General features: G+C 36.8%; 14 protein-coding genes. 7 read left to right on the top strand and 7 right to left on the bottom strand.

The genetic code is table 11. The features are described from left to right. Window positions 1–84: 84 nt before the first annotated feature. Window positions 85–3,930, bottom strand: coding sequence for a S8 family serine peptidase (locus V4538_07615; protein ID MES2380893.1), 3,846 nt, complete (start codon window positions 3,928–3,930; stop codon window positions 85–87). A gap of 16 nt (window positions 3,931–3,946) precedes the next feature. After that, window positions 3,947–4,393, bottom strand: a complete 447-nt coding sequence (locus V4538_07610; GenBank protein ID MES2380892.1) for a hypothetical protein — start codon at window positions 4,391–4,393, stop codon at window positions 3,947–3,949. 124 nt (window positions 4,394–4,517) lie between these two features. Here V4538_07610 and pssA point away from each other — a divergent pair, with 124 nt between their 5' ends. The 6 genes from pssA to V4538_07580 all read left to right on the top strand — a co-directional run bounded on the left by pssA (window position 4,518) and on the right by V4538_07580 (window position 11,377). Then, the gene (gene pssA, locus V4538_07605) at window positions 4,518–5,222 is read left to right on the top strand and encodes a CDP-diacylglycerol--serine O-phosphatidyltransferase (protein ID MES2380891.1); all 705 of its coding nucleotides are present in this window, start codon (window positions 4,518–4,520) and stop codon (window positions 5,220–5,222) included. Continuing rightward, the gene (purS, locus tag V4538_07600) at window positions 5,219–5,470 is read left to right on the top strand and encodes a phosphoribosylformylglycinamidine synthase subunit PurS (protein ID MES2380890.1); all 252 of its coding nucleotides are present in this window, start codon (window positions 5,219–5,221) and stop codon (window positions 5,468–5,470) included. The genes pssA and purS overlap by 4 nt, the downstream gene beginning before the upstream one ends. Before the next feature lie 38 nt (window positions 5,471–5,508). After that, the gene (locus V4538_07595; GenBank protein ID MES2380889.1) at window positions 5,509–6,792 is read left to right on the top strand and encodes a M28 family peptidase; all 1,284 of its coding nucleotides are present in this window, start codon (window positions 5,509–5,511) and stop codon (window positions 6,790–6,792) included. Continuing rightward, a complete protein-coding gene (locus V4538_07590) occupies window positions 6,789–8,237 on the top strand; it encodes an oligosaccharide flippase family protein (GenBank protein MES2380888.1) in 1,449 nt (482 codons plus the stop codon). The genes V4538_07595 and V4538_07590 overlap by 4 nt, the downstream gene beginning before the upstream one ends. Window positions 8,238–8,255: 18 nt before the next feature. Beyond that, window positions 8,256–8,687 (top strand): dUTP diphosphatase, encoded by a 432-nt coding sequence (dut, locus tag V4538_07585; protein ID MES2380887.1) that lies wholly within the window; start codon window positions 8,256–8,258, stop codon window positions 8,685–8,687. A 158-nt stretch (window positions 8,688–8,845) separates the two neighbouring features. Next, the gene (locus tag V4538_07580) at window positions 8,846–11,377 is read left to right on the top strand and encodes a zinc-dependent metalloprotease (GenBank protein MES2380886.1); all 2,532 of its coding nucleotides are present in this window, start codon (window positions 8,846–8,848) and stop codon (window positions 11,375–11,377) included. A gap of 132 nt (window positions 11,378–11,509) precedes the next feature. Here the strand turns inward: V4538_07580 and V4538_07575 are convergent, their stop codons facing one another. Further along, window positions 11,510–11,845 (bottom strand): hypothetical protein, encoded by a 336-nt coding sequence (locus tag V4538_07575; GenBank protein MES2380885.1) that lies wholly within the window; start codon window positions 11,843–11,845, stop codon window positions 11,510–11,512. 444 nt (window positions 11,846–12,289) lie between these two features. On the opposite strand from V4538_07575, the gene V4538_07570 reads away from it, so the two are divergent. Further along, window positions 12,290–13,006 carry a hypothetical protein gene (locus V4538_07570; GenBank protein ID MES2380884.1) on the top strand — a complete coding sequence of 239 codons (717 nt, stop codon included), beginning with the start codon at window positions 12,290–12,292 and terminating at the stop codon, window positions 13,004–13,006. 115 nt (window positions 13,007–13,121) lie between these two features. Here the strand turns inward: V4538_07570 and V4538_07565 are convergent, their stop codons facing one another. The 4 genes from V4538_07565 to V4538_07550 all read right to left on the bottom strand — a co-directional run bounded on the left by V4538_07565 (window position 13,122) and on the right by V4538_07550 (window position 17,571). After that, window positions 13,122–14,198: a DUF2971 domain-containing protein gene (locus V4538_07565; GenBank protein ID MES2380883.1), complete on the bottom strand. Its 1,077-nt coding sequence runs from the start codon at window positions 14,196–14,198 to the stop codon at window positions 13,122–13,124. Between the two features lie 43 nt (window positions 14,199–14,241). Beyond that, window positions 14,242–14,793: a hypothetical protein gene (locus V4538_07560; GenBank protein MES2380882.1), complete on the bottom strand. Its 552-nt coding sequence runs from the start codon at window positions 14,791–14,793 to the stop codon at window positions 14,242–14,244. Between the two features lie 181 nt (window positions 14,794–14,974). After that, window positions 14,975–15,532: a hypothetical protein gene (locus V4538_07555; GenBank protein MES2380881.1), complete on the bottom strand. Its 558-nt coding sequence runs from the start codon at window positions 15,530–15,532 to the stop codon at window positions 14,975–14,977. Between the two features lie 23 nt (window positions 15,533–15,555). Further along, the gene (locus tag V4538_07550; protein MES2380880.1) at window positions 15,556–17,571 is read right to left on the bottom strand and encodes a thioredoxin domain-containing protein; all 2,016 of its coding nucleotides are present in this window, start codon (window positions 17,569–17,571) and stop codon (window positions 15,556–15,558) included. Window positions 17,572–17,641: the final 70 nt, after the last annotated feature.

Here is a 17,641-nt window from a genome sequence, read left to right as displayed (position 1 = left end):
GGGATGATTCCACATCATTACAATAAAAGCTACCATACTATTTAAAGTATGATAGCTTTTAATATTGAATACAAAAATAACTGTTTAGTCTTTAGTGAATCGCTTGTTTGATGAATGATTTAAACCATCAATTTTCAAGAAATAAATACCTTTAGAAAGACCTGATACATCTATTGTTTGTTCATCGTTAGCTATAAAATTAAATTGATAATTGGCTACGTTTTTACCCAATATATCAAACAAACTAACTTTTACATTTTTAGCATCTGCACCATTCCATTTTATATTTAACTGGTTTGATGTTGGGTTAGGATAAATAACAAACTGGTTAGCGGCATCTATATTTTTCACCCCGGTGTTTAACAGGCTTACGGCTAATGTTTTTTGTAATCCATTACATTGGTTTGTTCCTTTTTCAGTAACATTTACCGTCCCATTGGTGGCTGTTGTACTCCATTTTACATTAATAGCATCTGTCAGGTTTCCGTTTAAAATAGTTCCACCTGAAACGGTCCAGTTAAAGGTTGAACCTATTGTGCCTGTAACACTATAAACAATGGTGTCGCCTTTATAAGCAGGTTGCTTGGCAGGAGTTATTTCGCTGGTAACAGGGCGGGTTAACTTATTAATTGTAACAGGTAACGAGGTTGAGAAACAAGCTCCGTTAAATACTTTAACAACAAAGGTACCCGAATCGTTATAGTTAAGGGTTGTAGCGGTTTGGCCTGATAAATCTACTCCGTTTCTTACCCATTGGTTATTGGCAGTAGCAGTAGATGTTAAAGTAAAGGCTCCACCATCGCAAAAAACATTGCCTGCTAAACTTTTACTAACAACTGCAACCGGAGGTTTTACGCCCGTTGTAAATGTATACATATTTGATTGAGCAGCACAACCATTGGCGGCCATCGTTCTTACTGCATAACGCCCACCATCTTTTACTACTAAATTTAATCCATTTGCGCCTGATAAGGCTATACTATCTCTATACCATTGTAAGTTAGTACCTGAAGTTACCAATAAAGAAGAATCTCCATCGCAAATAGCTAAACTACCTGTTAAATTGGCTACAGGGCTTGTAGGTACTTGTTTAACCTCAAAAGCATTATTAACGGTTATACTATCGGCACCTGAACTGTTGGTAGCTTTTAACTTAACATTGTAAAAACCTGTTTGTGTAAAATTAAAAACGGGTGTTTTTCCGGTAAATGTTTGATTAGTTGGGCCGGTTACAGTCCATTCCCAAGTTAAAGGATTATTGATAGTGGTATCGGTTAAGCTAAAAGGTTGTCCTGAACATACGGTGGCTGGTACGGTAAAACCTGCTTTGGGTTTAAATGGCGTACCTGTAACATTTACATTGTCTATAAAAATATTGTTTCCTCCTGAGTAATAAGCGTTGAAACGAATCATTACATTGTTCAATCCAACAAATGGTGTTAGGTTAATATTGGTACATGGTGTACTGTTTGCATCGCTGCTACACCAATCAGCGGCCTTAGTTGGAATAAAGAATGAATTAGCTGTTTGTGCAGCATTACCCGGCCCGGTATAAGTAGCCAATCTTGCACCTGCATTCGGGCGTGTTTCTGTTAAACCAACCAATCTTGTCCAGGTACTTCCGCAGTTGGTACTTATGCTTACAATTAAAGAATCTCTATCGCTGGTAAAATATCTGGTATAAGCATGTTGGAATGTAAGGTTGGCATTTTCCATACCTCTTAAATCAAGAACGGGGCTAAATAAATCGTCTCTTGTACCGGCAGTTGGATTATCGTAATTGTTTAAGCCTGCCACAAAACTGCCCGGTGATGTTCCTACTGTATTATCCCAAAGTCTCCAGGTTGAATCCGCATCAGGATTATTAACTGTCCATAAACCAAGTGTGCTTGATGTTGGCTCAAAAGTTTCCATAAAAGGCAACGTAGCTCCACCTACTTTAACAAAATTTACTTTATAAATAGAATCAACTCCACTTAAGCCAACTACTTTAATAGCTGCTGCATATTGTCCGGCTGTAGCATAGGTAACTACCGGATTGGTTGCTGTAGAAGTTGAAGGTGTGCCACCCGGGAAATACCAGGTAACTGAAGAACCTCCTACTGATGCATTGGTATAGGTTACTTGGGCACCCACACAAATATTTTGTTTATTAGCTGTAAAGTTAGCAGCCGGTTTAGGGTTAATACCGCTAATTACTAATGAAAAAGTCTGGTTAACATTTGCTGCTAATGAACCTTTGTAAGAAACAGTAACAACATAGGTTCCTGCACTTGGTGCATTTATAAATATTTGCTCTACATTGTCTCTTGTATTGTCGCCCGTAGTTGCAGCAGCATTGGGTGTAGCCGGATTTAATATATATGGATAATAAACGGTGTTATCGTTTAATCTGGTTAACCTAACATCTAAATCGTTAACTAATTTTTTGGTCCCTTCATCCACAGCTCCTGAAGCGGGATTACCCGGTCTGTCTGTCCAGCACAATGTTACTTTTAGTGGTGCTGATCCATTGGAAACAACTGTTTTGCTATAAGGGGTTGAACTGTTGAAATTCAATTGTGATTCTATAATATTATTTGTTCCGCTATCGGTTATTGCCTGAACAGCTTTTGCTGTATTCATTAAACCCCAACCATAGCTATAATCAGGACCAGCGTTGGTACCTGCTTCATCGGCTGTATGTATAATAAGGCCTTTTAATGTGGAAGCACGTAAAAAACGGCTTTTCAAATTATTAAAATGTTGTTGTATTAACAATGCTGACCCACTAGCACTAGGTGTTGCCATAGAGGTTCCGCTAATGGTACTGTAAGCCGTATTTGAATTAGAAAAGCTTGAAGTTAAATTTACACCTGCCGCACATACATCCGGTTTTATACGACCATCATCTGTTGGGCCCCAACCGCTAAAGCTACTCATTACTACTGAGCTGGCACTTGACCAACCATTGGTAATTTTATTAACTGCCCCTACTGTAAGTATATTTTTAGCATTGCCATAAGTAGCTATACAATCATACGGACCATCTGCCGCAGGAATAGTACTGCCAAATTCTTCCCATGAACCTGTATTGACGTTAAAAAATTGTTTTGGAGTAGAACCTGAAGGATAATCACCTCTATCGTTACCTGCTGCTTTAAAGGGTAAGTAAAATGGATTGTCGTAAACCAACTGATCCCAAGTTTGTGCCCTGTCATCATATTGCCCAAAGTTGGCATCTTCAGTTGTACTTGCTGAAATATTACCATACCATTTCCAAACATTTTCTGATTCATCAAAATTCCAACCTACTATATTTCCATAACTGTGATTAGAGATTAATAAGCCTAATCCTGCAGCTCCACTCATTTCTGAATTATCACTATTCCAATCATAACATTTTAAAGGTGCCTGAAACGACATTCCTTTTGCATTGGCTTGCACACCACCCGCAACCATTGTTCCTGCCACGTGTGTAGCATGGTCGCTTAAAGTTGGTGATGGAGAGTCCATTTGTGTAGCTCTTCCCTGAAACTCCTGATGGGTTGTTCGTACACCACCGCCATCCCAAACGGCAAGGCGGTTGGTCATGCCACTGCCTGTAAGGCTTAAACCCAAACTTCCGCCCGGATATAAGCTATTGGTGCCTATGGTTTGTGCTGCACCTGCATTGTTTGTTTTGTTATATAAAGGTATTCCATTTTTAGAAACACCTACCAACTGTTTAATAGTTCCATCTGCTAATAATTGTGGTTCTGTTGACAAGCCTAATACATCTCTTGCATAAGCCAATTCTGCTTTTACATTTTCCGCATAAATGGCTTGTAATTCTTGCCCGTTTTTAGCTTCTAATAAACTTCTGTGTGGTATTTTTATATTGCTATGTTGTGCATTTATTTCTGTAAACAAAAATAAAGCGAGAGATGCCTGGAGTAACTTTTTATACATATATGGATTGATTATTTTAAAATGTTTTAACGTATTCTTTGGGTTTTGATTTTACTGTTAATGATGCTGAAATATTGATGGTTGATCGTCCGTTTTTTATTTTGCCTAAAAAAATAACGATGTATTGACGGGCAATGCCTGTACACGAAATGGATACCTGAACATTTCCTACGGAAGTATATGTTCTATTATTTTTTGAATCTATATAGGTTATTTTTATAGTCTCTTCTTTTAACCTTTTTCCACAGGCAAACTGGCTTTCCTCAATATTGTTTAATTCAATTACACTGGTATTGTTACCAATTATGCTCAAATTAATCATTCCGTTCAGGTTTTCGAACTGGGCATTTGGTTTTGCTGCAAACTTTAATGTTTTACCATTTTGCGTTAAGGTAACCCTGTTTTGAGCCGTTGAAGCCAAAACAAGCATTATTGTAAAAATTAAAACCGCAATTTTTTTCATTAAACATTTGAAATTTAGTCTTCAAAAGTATAAACCTATCCTAAATAAGCAACTTATTATTATCTTCATTTTGTCAAATTATGAATTAACCAATACTTTGCAAAAGTTTTTACCCTTCCTATCTATGAAAAAACATATTCCAAATGCACTCACTTCCTTTAACTTACTGTTTGGTGCTTTATCAATTATAGCCAGTTTAGTTAACAACGATTTGGAGTTAGCCGCTTACTTTATTGGTGCTGCTGCTATTTTGGATTTTTTTGACGGTTTTGTAGCCCGGGCACTAAAAGTAGGCTCGGAAATGGGCAAGCAGTTGGACTCGTTGGCCGATTGCATTAGTTTCGGCCTGGCTCCGGGTTTTATTTTTTATAAAATAACCAATATACCTATTGATTTTACTCATTTCAATATTTTGTCCTATCTGCCTTTTATTATTCCTGTATTTTCAGCTATCCGCTTGGCTAAATTTAATATTGATACCCGCCAAACTGATTCATTTATAGGGGTACCTACGCCTGCTAATTCATTGTTTATAGCTGCTATTCCATTTGTTATTGCACAAAACAACTGGGGCTTAGGCACCTTTTTTGAAAACCCGGTTTTCTTGGCTGTATTTCCTTTCATCAGTGCTTATTTATTGGTAGCTGAACTACCATTATTTGCATTAAAGTTTAAAAGTTTCAGCTGGCAGGCAAATCAATTGCGTTATGTGTTTTTAATATGCTGTTTGATTAGTTTATTTGCATTCGGATTTTTAGGAGTAAACATTAGTATTATACTTTACATTCTATTTTCAATTTATAATAATTTTCAAAACAATAAAAAATGAAATACACCGCAGACATAAACATTATGCCGCACAAGGCTTTATTAGATCCACAAGGAAAAGCCGTTACAGGTTCTATGACCAATATTGGTTTACCCAACATAAACAATGTTAGAATTGGTAAACATATTACTTTAGAATTGGAAGCAGCTAATGAAACTGAAGCTAAAGAAATGGTTGATACTGCATGTAAAAAATTATTAGCCAACCTAATTATGGAAAGCTACGATTTTACTGTTCAAGCTTTATAATAAATAGCCAAAAGCCCTTATTATCTTTTAAACAAAACATGAAAAAATTCTTTTATTTATTTTGTTTACTGCCCCTTATTGGCTTTAGCCAAAACAAGGAGTATGCTAAACAGGTAATTGAAAGATTATGCTCCGAAGAGTTTTCGGGCAGGGGTTATGTAAATGAGGGAGATAAAAAAGCGTCCAAATTTATAGCTGAAACATTCAGGCGATTCAGACTTGGTTCGCCTAATGTTGATTACTACCAGCCTTTTGGCTTTCCGGTTATTACTTTTCAAGGTGAAACTTTTTGCAATATTGATGGGGTAGGCTTAGAGCCCGGCCGCGATTTTATTGTAAATGCGGGTTGCCCACCTGTTAAAGGCAAATTCAATATTTTATATGTCGACTCTGCTACCATTGACAATGCCAATGCATTTGAAACTTTTATGAAAAGTGCTTTCAGAAAAAGTTTTATAGTGATTACGGCTATTCAAAAGAAAACATTTTTACACCCTGAAAGAGCGGAGCAAATTTTAAAGAATAAGGTAAAGGCAAAAGGTTTAATTATTGACAAGCAGGATAAGTTTACCTGGAGTGTTGCCACCGCTAAAGATGAATACCCAATAGTTTATGTTCAAAAAGATGCTATTAAGCATAGCATGATTGAAATGGAGATAAACATTGAATCGACTCCTGTTAACCACCAAACCCAAAATGTAATTGGTGTATCAAAAGGAAAGCTTTATCCTGATTCGTTTATTGTATTTACTGCCCACTATGACCACTTGGGCATGTTTGGCCCCGCTATGTTCCCGGGCGCTAATGACAATGCCAGCGGTATAGCCATGATGCTTGATTTGGCGAGTTATATCAGCAAAAATCCACTTGATTATTCTGTTGCATTTATTGCTTTTGCAGGCGAAGAAGCAGGCTTGTTTGGCTCGTACTATTTTACCCAAAACCCATTAATACCTTTGGAGAAAATGGCTTTGTTAATCAATATTGATTTAATGGCAACGGGCGATAAAGGTTTAACGGCTGTAAACGGAACTATTTTCCCTGATGAGTTTAAACTACTTAATTATGTAAACGACCAGGGAGGCTATTTACCCACCATCAATGCCAGAGGTAAAGCACAAAACAGTGACCATTATTTTTTTACGGAAGCGGGTGTAAAATCTTTTTTCTTTTACCTAATGGGCGATTACCATTTTTACCACGATATTGACGATACGGCTAAGGCTGTTACGCTAAGCAAATACAATGAGGCTTATAAGTTGATTTACGATTTTGCATCGGCCTATATAAAGTTAAGTATAAGCAATAGCCCTAAAAAATGAGTTCAATAAAAAAACTGGTATCGCAAACGGCTGTATACGGACTAAGCACCATATTGGGCAGGTTCTTAAATTACCTGCTGGTTCCTTTACATACGGCTTTGTTCAGCAAGGCCGACTTTGGTACCAATGCGGAAATGTATGGTTATGTTTCTTTTTTCAATGTAGTGCTTTTGTATGGAATGGAGACTGCCTTTTTTAGGTTTGCGAGCGAAAACAAAGACAACCCAAAGGTATTTTCAACAGCTCTTATTTCTGTACTTGTTTCATCTGTTGCTTTTATTTTTTTATTCAGTGGTTTTGCCCAACCTATTGCTGACTTAATCAGGTATCCTGACCATGCTGAATACGTTTCTTATTTTGCTATTATCATCGGGTTGGATGCTATTGCTTCCTTACCCTTTGCTTACCTGAGGCAACAGAACAAAGCGTTGAAATTTGCGCTTATTAAAAACATAAGCATATTTACCAATATTGGTTTAAACTTATATTTTCTATTGCTGGGACCTTATATGCAAAACAAGGGTGTTATTATTCCTTTATACGATGGAACCATTGGTATTAAATACATTTTTATAAGTAACCTGATAGCAAGTATTATTACCATACCTTTATTGTTTATTGAGTTGAAGCAAATTAAAATAGGCTTTGATAAAATAATCTGGCGTAAAATGATGCATTACGGGGCACCATTGATTATAGTGGGTTTAGCGGGCATGGTTAACGAAACGCTTGACAGGGTATTGATTAAATACCTTTACCCGGATGTGGCATTGGCCAATGATATGAACGGTGTTTACGCGGCCAATTATAAGCTATCTATACTCATGACCTTGTTTATACAGGCTTTTCGTTTTGCGGCTGAACCTTTCTTTTTCAGCCATGCCCAATCAACCGATAAGAAAACCATTTATGCAACGGTAATGGATTATTTTGTACTGGTATGCTTAACCTTATTCCTGCTGGTTACTATGTATATTGATGTATTTAAGAATTTCATCAATATAAAGTTTCATGAAGGATTACATATTGTGCCTGTTTTATTGTTGGCCAATATGTTTTTAGGTATTTACTATAATTTATCTATCTGGTATAAGCTGTCAGATAACAACAAAAAAGGCGCTAATATTTCACTGATGGGTGCAGGTATAACGGTTCTTTTAAATGTTATATTGATTCCTATTTGGGGTTATACGGGCTCTGCCTGGACCACTTTTATATGCTACTTTACCATGATGATAGTATGTTATTTAATGGGCAAAAAATATTACCCTATTAACTATAATATTGTAAAATGTACGCTGTATACTTTGGTAGCGGTAGCTCTTTTTTATTTAACACCGTTTATTCCTTTTACAGGCTCAGCTTTACTGGTTACCAAAGCAGTTATTATAATGGCTTTTATTGGCCTTGGCATATTAAACGAACGCAAACAATACATACGCTAAACAGCATCCGCTTACTTTATGGAAATAAAAATAATTAATACCTCCACCAATGATTTACCTGCTTACGAAACACAACATGCAGCAGGCATGGATTTAAAAGCATTTATAGATAGCCCTGTTGTGTTAAAACCTATGCAAAGAGCATTGATACCTACGGGCTTGTTTATGGAATTACCCATAGGTTACGAAGCACAAGTAAGACCCAGAAGCGGATTGGCTTTTAAACATGGCATAACCGTATTAAACAGTCCCGGCACTATTGATGCTGACTATAGAGGCGAAATAAAGGTATTGCTTGTTAATTTGGGTACTGACGATTTTACCATACAAAACGGTGAGCGCATAGCACAAATGGTAATAGCTAAACACGAAGCTGCTGAGTGGGTTAAAGTGACTGAGCTAAGTGAAACCAACAGAGGTGCCGGAGGTTACGGAAGCACCGGCAAATAATTGGCAGTTTGAGCGGAGTCGAAAACGGTAAATGTACCTGTCTCGGCTCAGCTCGACAAACCTTTAGTTAAAACGCATACTCATTTCTTATATTACATAAATGGTTTTGTTATTTTTAATTTAAAAAGCACATTTGCTTTTTATACCCAAACTCATTTATGCGTAAAATTTACTCCCTTGCTATCCTTTCTATTATTGTTTCATCGTGTGCTACCAAAAAGCCACCTGTAGCCAATGCAGCACCTGCACCCAAAACTGTTTCCATTGCCGATAAAACAAAATCGTGCAAAAAAATAGATGGTTTGTTTCCATTATACCAGGATACGCTTACAGGAAATGTATTGATGCTGATTAAGAAAGATCAGCTGAACAAAGAATACATTTACTTTTCGTATACGGAAGATGGCGTAGTAGCCGCAGGACACCACAGGGGAAGCTTTAGGGATAATAAAGTATTTACCATTAAACGTTATTTTGATAAAATAGAATTTGTGGTACAAAACACGGGGTACTATTTTGATACCTTAAACCCCATCAGTAAATCGGCCAAAGCCAATATAAGCCCTGCTATACTGGTTAACCAGAAAATAATGGCGGAGGATGCTAAAAAAGGAGAAATACTATTAGATGCCAGTACCATATTTTTAAGTGAAAGTATGTGTCAGGTAAAACCATCGCCATTCTTTGGTTTACCTCCGGGCATGCAAATGTTTTCGTTGGGTGGTTTAAGCAGGGATAAAACCAAGTTTACCAGCTTAAAAAACTACGAAAAAAATACCGACTTAGTTGTTGAATATGTTTACGATAATCCAATGCCTGTGGCAGGCGGAGGAAAAGAAGTAACGGACGAACGTGCGGTAAGCATTGTATTACAACACTCGTTAATAGAAGCCCCTAAAAACAATTTTAAACCTCGTTTTGACGACCCGCGTATTGGTTATTTCAGTGAGCAGGTAGAAGACATGACTACTACCAACGCTGTGGCGTACCGCGATTTAATACACCGCTGGAATTTAGAGAAAAAAGACCCTAACGCTGCCCTTTCTGAACCGATAATACCTATAGTTTGGTGGATTGAAAACACTACGCCAAAAGAATTCAGAGCTACTATAAAAGAAGCAGGCGAAAAATGGAACCTGGCTTTTGAAGCAGCGGGTTTTAAAAATGCCGTGGTAGTAAAAGAACAGCCAGATACTGCTACCTGGGATGCCGGGGATATACGTTACAATGTATTGCGTTGGACATCGTCACCACAACCACCATTTGGCGGTTACGGACCAAGCTTTGTTGACCCAAGAACGGGAGAAATATTAGGTGCAGATATTATGTTGGAATATATATTTATAACCAACCGCTTACGCCAGGAAGATTTATTTGATGCGGCTACCGGTATGCAAAACCCATTGAACCCTGACAAGCATACTTTTTGTGATGCAAGTAACCAATTGCACCAAACTTCTTTATTTGGTTTAAATGCATTGCAACTGCAAGGATTAAATGATATTGAAAAACGCGATTATATTAAACAATCATTATACTATTTGGTACTGCATGAAATGGGCCATACCATGGGCTTAAACCATAACATGAAAGCCAGCCAAATGTTGAAGCCAAGCCAGTTGAACGATAAAAACATTACACGTAAAATAGGCTTAACGGCTTCGGTTATGGATTACCCTGCTGTAAACGTAGCGTTGGATAAAACCAAACAAGGCGACTACTTTACTACCTGCCCCGGACCTTACGACAATTGGGCTATTGAGTTTGGATACTCTGCTGCTGTAAACGATGAAGCCAAAGAAAAAGAACGTTTAGCCAAAATACTTTCACGCTCGGCTGATACTTTATTAATTTTTGGAAACGATGCAGATGATATGCGTGGCTTTGGCAGTGGCATAGACCCACGCATTAACGTAAACGACATGAGTGGCGATGCCATTACTTTTGGTGTAGACCGCATAAAACTAGCCAACCAGTTGTTTGCTAAAATAAAAGACAAATACAGCAAGCCGGGCCAAAGCTACCAGGAGTTACGCCAGGCCTACAGCATAGCACAATCGGAATATTTTAGCCAGGTAAATGTAATAGCCCGTTATATAGGCGGTGTGTATGTAGACAGAAGCTTTATAGGACAAACAGGTGCTACTAAACCTTTAATACCGGTTGACTACAAAGAGCAAAAACGTGCCATGGAAACTTTAAGCAAATATGCTTTTGCACCTGATGCTTTTGCCGTACAAAATGATTTGTATAACTACTTACAATTACAACGCAGAGGCTTTAACTTTTTTGGTACCAATGAGGACCCTAAAGTACATGCACGTGTGCTTGGTTACCAAACCATGCTATTGATGCATTTGTTAAACCCAACTACTTTAAAACGTTTAACTGATTCAAAACTATATGGAAATAAATATAGTGCTTTGGAAATGATGAACGATTTGACGAAAGCATGCTTTGCAACCGATGCAAGCAACCCGAATACTTTCCGCCAGAACTTACAGAACGCCTATACGGAGAACTTAATCTCCTTATTTAAATCAAGCCGTTACGATGCTGTTTCGCAAGCGGCTGCATTAGCCCAATTGAAACAAATTTTAACTACCTGCAAAGGTGGTAGCACCGAAGAAGCCAAAGCGCATTATGCCAATTTAAAACTAAAGATTGATCAGGCGTTTACGGAGAAATAAAAAGAATATATTTTACAAAAGAAAAGAGGCTTATGTTTCCATAAGCCTCTTTTCTTTTTATCACTATAGTTGTTGGTGAAGAACACCAACAACGGCTGAACCACGGGCAAAATGTACAAAAAGCTAAAGTCTTTAAAACACCTTATAAACCAAACAATCACTATTTAAATCAATTGATACAGTTGCAGTACCACAAACATTTTTAAATGTAACCGACTTTTTACCTCGTTTAGTTGTAACAGTCAATGAAATCTTAGATGCAGTACAGCTGCTTGGAGCAATGGCTTGCCAGTTTGTTATTTGTCCTACACTGGTGCTATCTATTGATACATCGACATAACCACAACCATTGTCTCTGCTTATCCAAAAAGTTATTTTTCCACTTGGTGTACTACTACTACTTTCTTTGGTACACGAATAATTCAATAGTAGTAGAAATGTAAATCCGAGAATTGTTAATTGTTTCATTTTATAATTTGTTTAGGGGTTTATTTTTTTATAGCCTCCCTTGCAAGTACTGTACCATTAAATAATTCCTGATGCTTTAAAAAAGTAATTACTATTTTATTTAGGCAACTTCCTTTCGTTTCTATTTCAAAAAATAAAAACATCCGGTAACTCCTTTATGGGCATTTCAGAAAATTTATGGACACATAGTAACTCCTTTATAGACATTTTGAAAAAATTATAGCTATAAAGGAACTCTCTTATAGGCATTTCAGAAAAATTATAGCCATATAGTAACTCCTTTATGGGCATTTTGAAAAAAATATAGGCATAAAGGAACTCCTTTATACCCTTAAAAAGTTTAAACCACCCATGTAGGAGTTTCCATACATTTTTATAAAAAATATGTACAGCCACACTACTTTAAAATAAGCTTCGTTATCCTGTTATATTAATTTTCTTATTATGGAAAGAACAGACAACAATGTTCCTGAACCTCCGGATGATGTTCCTGAACAACCCGCAAAAAAAACCGTTAAAAGTAATGTAGCTAACAGAGATGCTGATTTAAGCACCTTAGCTATTACCGTTTCCGATGTTTGGCTCACCAAAAACAACATTACGTTGCTTTGGAAAACAGCCGAAGATTTTAGCGAAGAAGTAGCAGCCTTCGCGCTTTTATTAAACAGCAAAAGCAATACAGGTAAGGACCGACCGCGTATAACGCACGACCTGCAACGATGTAACGATGCTTTAGACGCTGGCATAACCTTGCTTAAGAAGGCCATTGACGCAGATTCAAGGTCTATGGAGGAAGCCCGTGCTACTTATGCCCGCTTTGGTATTGTACTGGAAAACCGCACTTACCGCCTACCGCTTGAACGTAACAACCGTTTGTTTGCTTTAAGGCTCATATTGCCTGCTTTGCTTGCAGCGGGTTACGATAAGAAAACTTCTATAGGTACAGCTTACTTTACCCCGCTTATAACCCAGTATACTACGCTTACTCATTTAGCTACCAATACGGACCAAGATGTAAGCGGTATTATAGGTAATAAGAACGAACAGAAGAAAAACATAAGCAAGGTACTGGTAGCCTTAGCCAGGGTAATACAAGGCAATTACCCCGACACCTATAAAAACGAATGGCGTGCCTGGGGCTTTCAAAGAGAAAAGTTTTAGGGGTTAAAACTTGAATAGTGCATAATTGAAAACAAAAAGCTACTCTGTAATGGAGTAGCTTTTTTGTTTTATATCATATCTAGTAGAATGCTTTGCTAACCATAAAAATTGCAGGTTACTCGTCAAGGTGCTGCCATTCTCTAAATTCCATAAGTTTGCCAGAAACTATTTCACAGTCATAAAACTGAATAGTTTTGCTCCATCTATTAAAAATTTTATAAATCCTATTTTTTACATTTTCAGGAGTATTACACCCAAAATAAATTGCACTTAAACATTCAATGGGATAATGGCGTATTCTATCTTCAGGTTCCTTAGAATCACCGAAATTTATCTCAATAGCCCGCCATTCATTTTCATATTTCCATGGGTTTGTTTTGATAGAAAAAATATTTTCTAGTTCGTAAGCAAACCCATGTGTCCAACTTTTGGATAATCCTATTAAATCACAATCGTACTCATTATCAAAAACGGGAAAAAAGTCAAAAAAATTAATATATGGTTGTTCTTCTTCATAAGTTACTTTTTTTAAACGACCTGAGTAAACAAGTTCTTTTACACTCCACTCGGAGGCTTTACTTTTGTATTTTTCTTCATTTGTTTCTCTTTTCCCTATCATTCTGTATGGAAATAAACCTTCAGATGGTAATGAGAATTCAATGCAAATACCAGAATGTTTACTAGCATAATGTGACCACATCAATGGATTATCATTATTTTCAGAAAAGCATGTTGTATAACTGTTTGCCAAAAATTTTATAGTCAACCTATTTATTTCTTTTTTAAAATTTTCTATATCAAATTCGAAATTAAGACTACTTGTGGTACTCTTTAAAACCTGTTCAAGTTCATAGATTGTGATTATTTCATTTGGTGTTTTAATTTCCTGTAATTGTTTAAATATTTCCTTTTGAAGTTTATTCTTTGAAACATTATTTGTATTAAATTTATACAATGATTTGTTATTTTCTTCTTCTGAATGTGAAATGGATTCAAAATTCATCTTAAAAGACGTCTTGAACATTACTTTAAGCAAATTTGAAATTTGTTTAATATCATTAGTTGTAAAATCAATTTTAGCCTTTAAATCCAATGGGTCATTTAATTCATTATATGATGCAAAGTAAATTTCTTGATAGTATAATTCCTTGAATAAAAATTCCGATAAAGGTCTGTATTTATAAAGTTTCATGGTCCTTGAAATCAAGTTTTTTAGTGTTACTATACTTCTTTTACTAGGATTTTACCAATTGTAAATAACCAATAATTAATCCAACAATAGTCAAAACAATACCAACTATAGTAGCTATTTTATTCATATTGTCCGGCTTGGTCTTATTATATTTAGGATTAATTTCAAAGTTGGAAGAGGTTTGATTTACTTCTTTAGGGTTGTCACCAACAACCATGTTACCATAGTTTGTAATGTTTTGGTACTTATTGTCCATAGTATTCTTATGTTTATCGTCTATAAGGCCAACTGCTGCTAAATACTCAACACCTTCCAAACTTATAGAATATCTTTTGTCAACTTTACGATGAAATGGTAGTCCGGGAACTGGTCCACCATCTTTTTCAGTCTTGATAATCCAATTTTTAGTTTCAAGTTCTGTCATTACAGATTCAAATTCAGGCATTCCTCCTCCAGGCATATTATCAAGGAAAAGGTCGCTAAATGTTATAGGTTTATTACTTTCATGCAGCACTTTTAAATAATGAATTAAAAGGTCTTTGCGAGACTCATAGTCACCTTTTTTATGATAAAACGGATTTTCTTCTATTGTCATGGTGTCGTCTTAATTAGGTTACTTTTTATACACACTACTCGATAGTTTTTTATTACTCAATAATAATCTTTTTAGTCACTATTCAACACCCACCTCATCCACACTAAAAACAGGCAATGCACCTATTTTATCCGTGCAAACATATATAGCAGTTTTACCGGCTACCAAAGGTTTATTGGTTCTAATTGGTTGTCAATTCAACCAAGTCAATATATGCTCCACTGTTTTGGCTGGTGCTTTGCATAATTTTTACTCTTAATGAGTCTTGGTTCTGCAAAGAAAGCGTGTCTATCACGCTGAATTTTTTCCAGTCGTTAAAAGCCAGATGGGAATCAGATTTACTATCAATTACCTGGCCTCCCCTTATATGGTATAAAGAAAGATAAATATCCTGTCCACCATATAGTGACCTTATATATGCTGAAAGTGAAATGATTTTTTTTCCTGAGATATTAGTTATATAGGTTTCAGCATATGGATTCCACTTAACATCCTTTGTGCCCTCCAACCGCAGTGAAAATTGCCCTCCACCTACTGGGACTGTATTTGAAAAAGTATCAGGAAAAGTTCTAAAGTCCTTCACTAAATTCCAGCCGTTCACACTCCCTTTCCCATTAATTTCAAAGCTTGCATTATTAATAAGATTATTTATAGGTGTTGGATTATCACTAATTTCTTTATCTTTTTCGCACGCCATAAAAGTACTTGCGATTAAAATGGTTATCAAAATGTATTTCATATTCTTCTCTTTTAAACTTATCATTATTTAACACCCACCTCATCTGCACTAAAAACAGGTAAGGCACATGTTTTATCGGTGCAAACATATATAGCGGTTTTATCGGCTACCAAAGGCTTATCCTGTACCAACGGAATGGTGGATTCAGCGGTGGCTATAGCAAATAAAGTATGGGGCCTGTATGGTTGTTGCAGTTGCTTTATTACATCCCTGGCATCGGCTCCTGCTACTACTATTTGTTTTACGCCTTGTAGTTGGTTTAAACATACCTGCATCCAGTTAGTATAACCACTGGTGCTTTTGGCAAATTTACTTTGTACCAGCAGCAACATTTGCTGTAGCATTTTTTCGTATTCGGTATTATCAAAATAATAAGCCAGTGCCTGTAAGCAATGTGCAAAGGTGCTGTTGGCACTAGGTATTACATCATCGTTTAAATCAAGCTTACGGGCTACCAATGCTTTATCGGTATTTGATTTAAAGTAAAACAATTGTTGGGTTTCATCGTAAAAACAGGCAATGCTTAATTGCATCAGCTCATTGGCTTTATGCAGGTATTTTTCGTCAAAGCTTATCTGGTAAAAATCAATGAAGGCTTTACATAAGCAGGCGTAATCTTCGGCAAAAGCAGGTATACTTATCTTGCCATTTTTATAAATGCGGTACAGGGTTTTATCTACCCAAAGCTCATCTAGTAGACCATCTATAGCCTTGTGGGCTGCGTTGTAAAAAGCTACATCGTTAAACGCTTTGTAAGCCTGGCAATAGCCGCTTACCATTAAGGCATTCCAACTGGTTATTATTTTATCATCCAAGCCGGGCTTTACGCGCTTGTTGCGTTCCTGTACCAAAATAATATTGCACTGCTGTATGGTTGCTTCAATAGCTGCTATGTCTTTACCCGTAAGCTGCTCTAACTCTTCGGCACTGCGTGTTTTATACAATATATTGGCTCCATGCTCCCAATTGCCATAGGCATCAACGGAATAATACAGGCTAAACAAGGGTTCTTTATCGCCTAATAATTGTTGCAGCTCTGTTTTGGTCCATATATAATATTTGCCTTCCACGCCTTCGCTATCGGCATCTAAAGCAGAATAAAACAAACCCGTAGCGTGGGTCAGCTCATAGCTGATGAAATGGTGGGTTTTATATACCACATCGCGGTACAGCTCGTTATGGGTTAATTGATAGGCTTCTGCATATAAGCCCATTAATTGTCCGTTATCGTAAAGCATTTTTTCAAAGTGAGGTGCTTTCCAATATACATCGGTGCTGTAACGGGCAAAGCCACCTGCTATCTGGTCAAATATACCGCCATTGGCCATTCCATTCAGGGTTTCGGTTACGGCCTGTAAATATAATTTATCTTTTGAGTGCTTGTAAAACTGTAAATAAAACTGCCAGTTATTAGGCATAGGGAACTTGGGCGACCATACATAACCGCCTAAATTTAAATCGAAATTACTGCTCCAGTCATGTACGGCTTTTTCTATGGTTTCTACCTTTATGCTTGTTTCATTGTTGGGTAAAATAACATCTAACTTTTTTATGCCATTGGTTAAATCATCGGCAAAGCCATAAGCTTCGTCTTTTTTTGTTTTATAAAAATCAGCTATGGAAAGCAAGGTTTGTTTCCATCGTTCCATAGGAAAGTATGTTCCACCATGCAAAGGTTGTCCGTTAGGCAATGCAAAGCAGTTTAAAGGCCAGCCTCCCTGCCCTGTTAGCAGTTGTACGGCATCCATATATATCTGGTCAATATCGGGGCGCTCTTCCCTGTCTACTTTTATGCATATAAAATGCTCGTTCATAATGGCAGCTACTTCTTCGTTCTCAAAGCTCTCATGCTCCATTACATGACACCAATGGCAAGCGGAGTAACCTATGCTCACCAGCAACATTTTATCCTGCTTTTGGGCCAAAGCCAGTGTTTCATCATTCCACTCTAACCAGTTTACAGGGTTGTGTGCATGTTGTAATAAATAAGGACTGGATGCATGGATTAATGCGTTGGTGTATTTATGCGTAGTTTCCATAATGTAGGGGGTATTAAAATAAAAAAATCCCAATTGCAAAATACAATTGGGATTGATGTTAAACTAACAC

The sequence above is a fragment of the Bacteroidota bacterium genome (assembly GCA_040388375.1).
In the GTDB taxonomy this organism is placed as follows: Bacteria; Bacteroidota; Bacteroidia; order UKL13-3; family UKL13-3; genus JAAFJM01.
This window is presented reverse-complemented; position numbering and strand designations above follow the sequence as displayed.

Excerpts from the sequence above, each read along its gene's own strand:
- V4538_07615 (MES2380893.1), bottom strand. The coding sequence starts at position 3,930 with ATGTATAAAAAGTTACTCCAGGCATCTCTCGCTTTATTTTTGTTTACA.
- V4538_07610 (MES2380892.1), bottom strand. The coding sequence starts at position 4,393 with ATGAAAAAAATTGCGGTTTTAATTTTTACAATAATGCTTGTTTTGGCT.
- pssA (MES2380891.1), top strand. The coding sequence starts at position 4,518 with ATGAAAAAACATATTCCAAATGCACTCACTTCCTTTAACTTACTGTTT.
- purS (MES2380890.1), top strand. The coding sequence starts at position 5,219 with ATGAAATACACCGCAGACATAAACATTATGCCGCACAAGGCTTTATTA.
- V4538_07595 (MES2380889.1), top strand. The coding sequence starts at position 5,509 with ATGAAAAAATTCTTTTATTTATTTTGTTTACTGCCCCTTATTGGCTTT.
- V4538_07590 (MES2380888.1), top strand. The coding sequence starts at position 6,789 with ATGAGTTCAATAAAAAAACTGGTATCGCAAACGGCTGTATACGGACTA.
- dut (MES2380887.1), top strand. The coding sequence starts at position 8,256 with ATGGAAATAAAAATAATTAATACCTCCACCAATGATTTACCTGCTTAC.
- V4538_07580 (MES2380886.1), top strand. The coding sequence starts at position 8,846 with ATGCGTAAAATTTACTCCCTTGCTATCCTTTCTATTATTGTTTCATCG.
- V4538_07575 (MES2380885.1), bottom strand. The coding sequence starts at position 11,845 with ATGAAACAATTAACAATTCTCGGATTTACATTTCTACTACTATTGAAT.
- V4538_07570 (MES2380884.1), top strand. The coding sequence starts at position 12,290 with ATGGAAAGAACAGACAACAATGTTCCTGAACCTCCGGATGATGTTCCT.
- V4538_07565 (MES2380883.1), bottom strand. The coding sequence starts at position 14,198 with ATGAAACTTTATAAATACAGACCTTTATCGGAATTTTTATTCAAGGAA.
- V4538_07560 (MES2380882.1), bottom strand. The coding sequence starts at position 14,793 with ATGACAATAGAAGAAAATCCGTTTTATCATAAAAAAGGTGACTATGAG.
- V4538_07555 (MES2380881.1), bottom strand. The coding sequence starts at position 15,532 with ATGAAATACATTTTGATAACCATTTTAATCGCAAGTACTTTTATGGCG.
- V4538_07550 (MES2380880.1), bottom strand. The coding sequence starts at position 17,571 with ATGGAAACTACGCATAAATACACCAACGCATTAATCCATGCATCCAGT.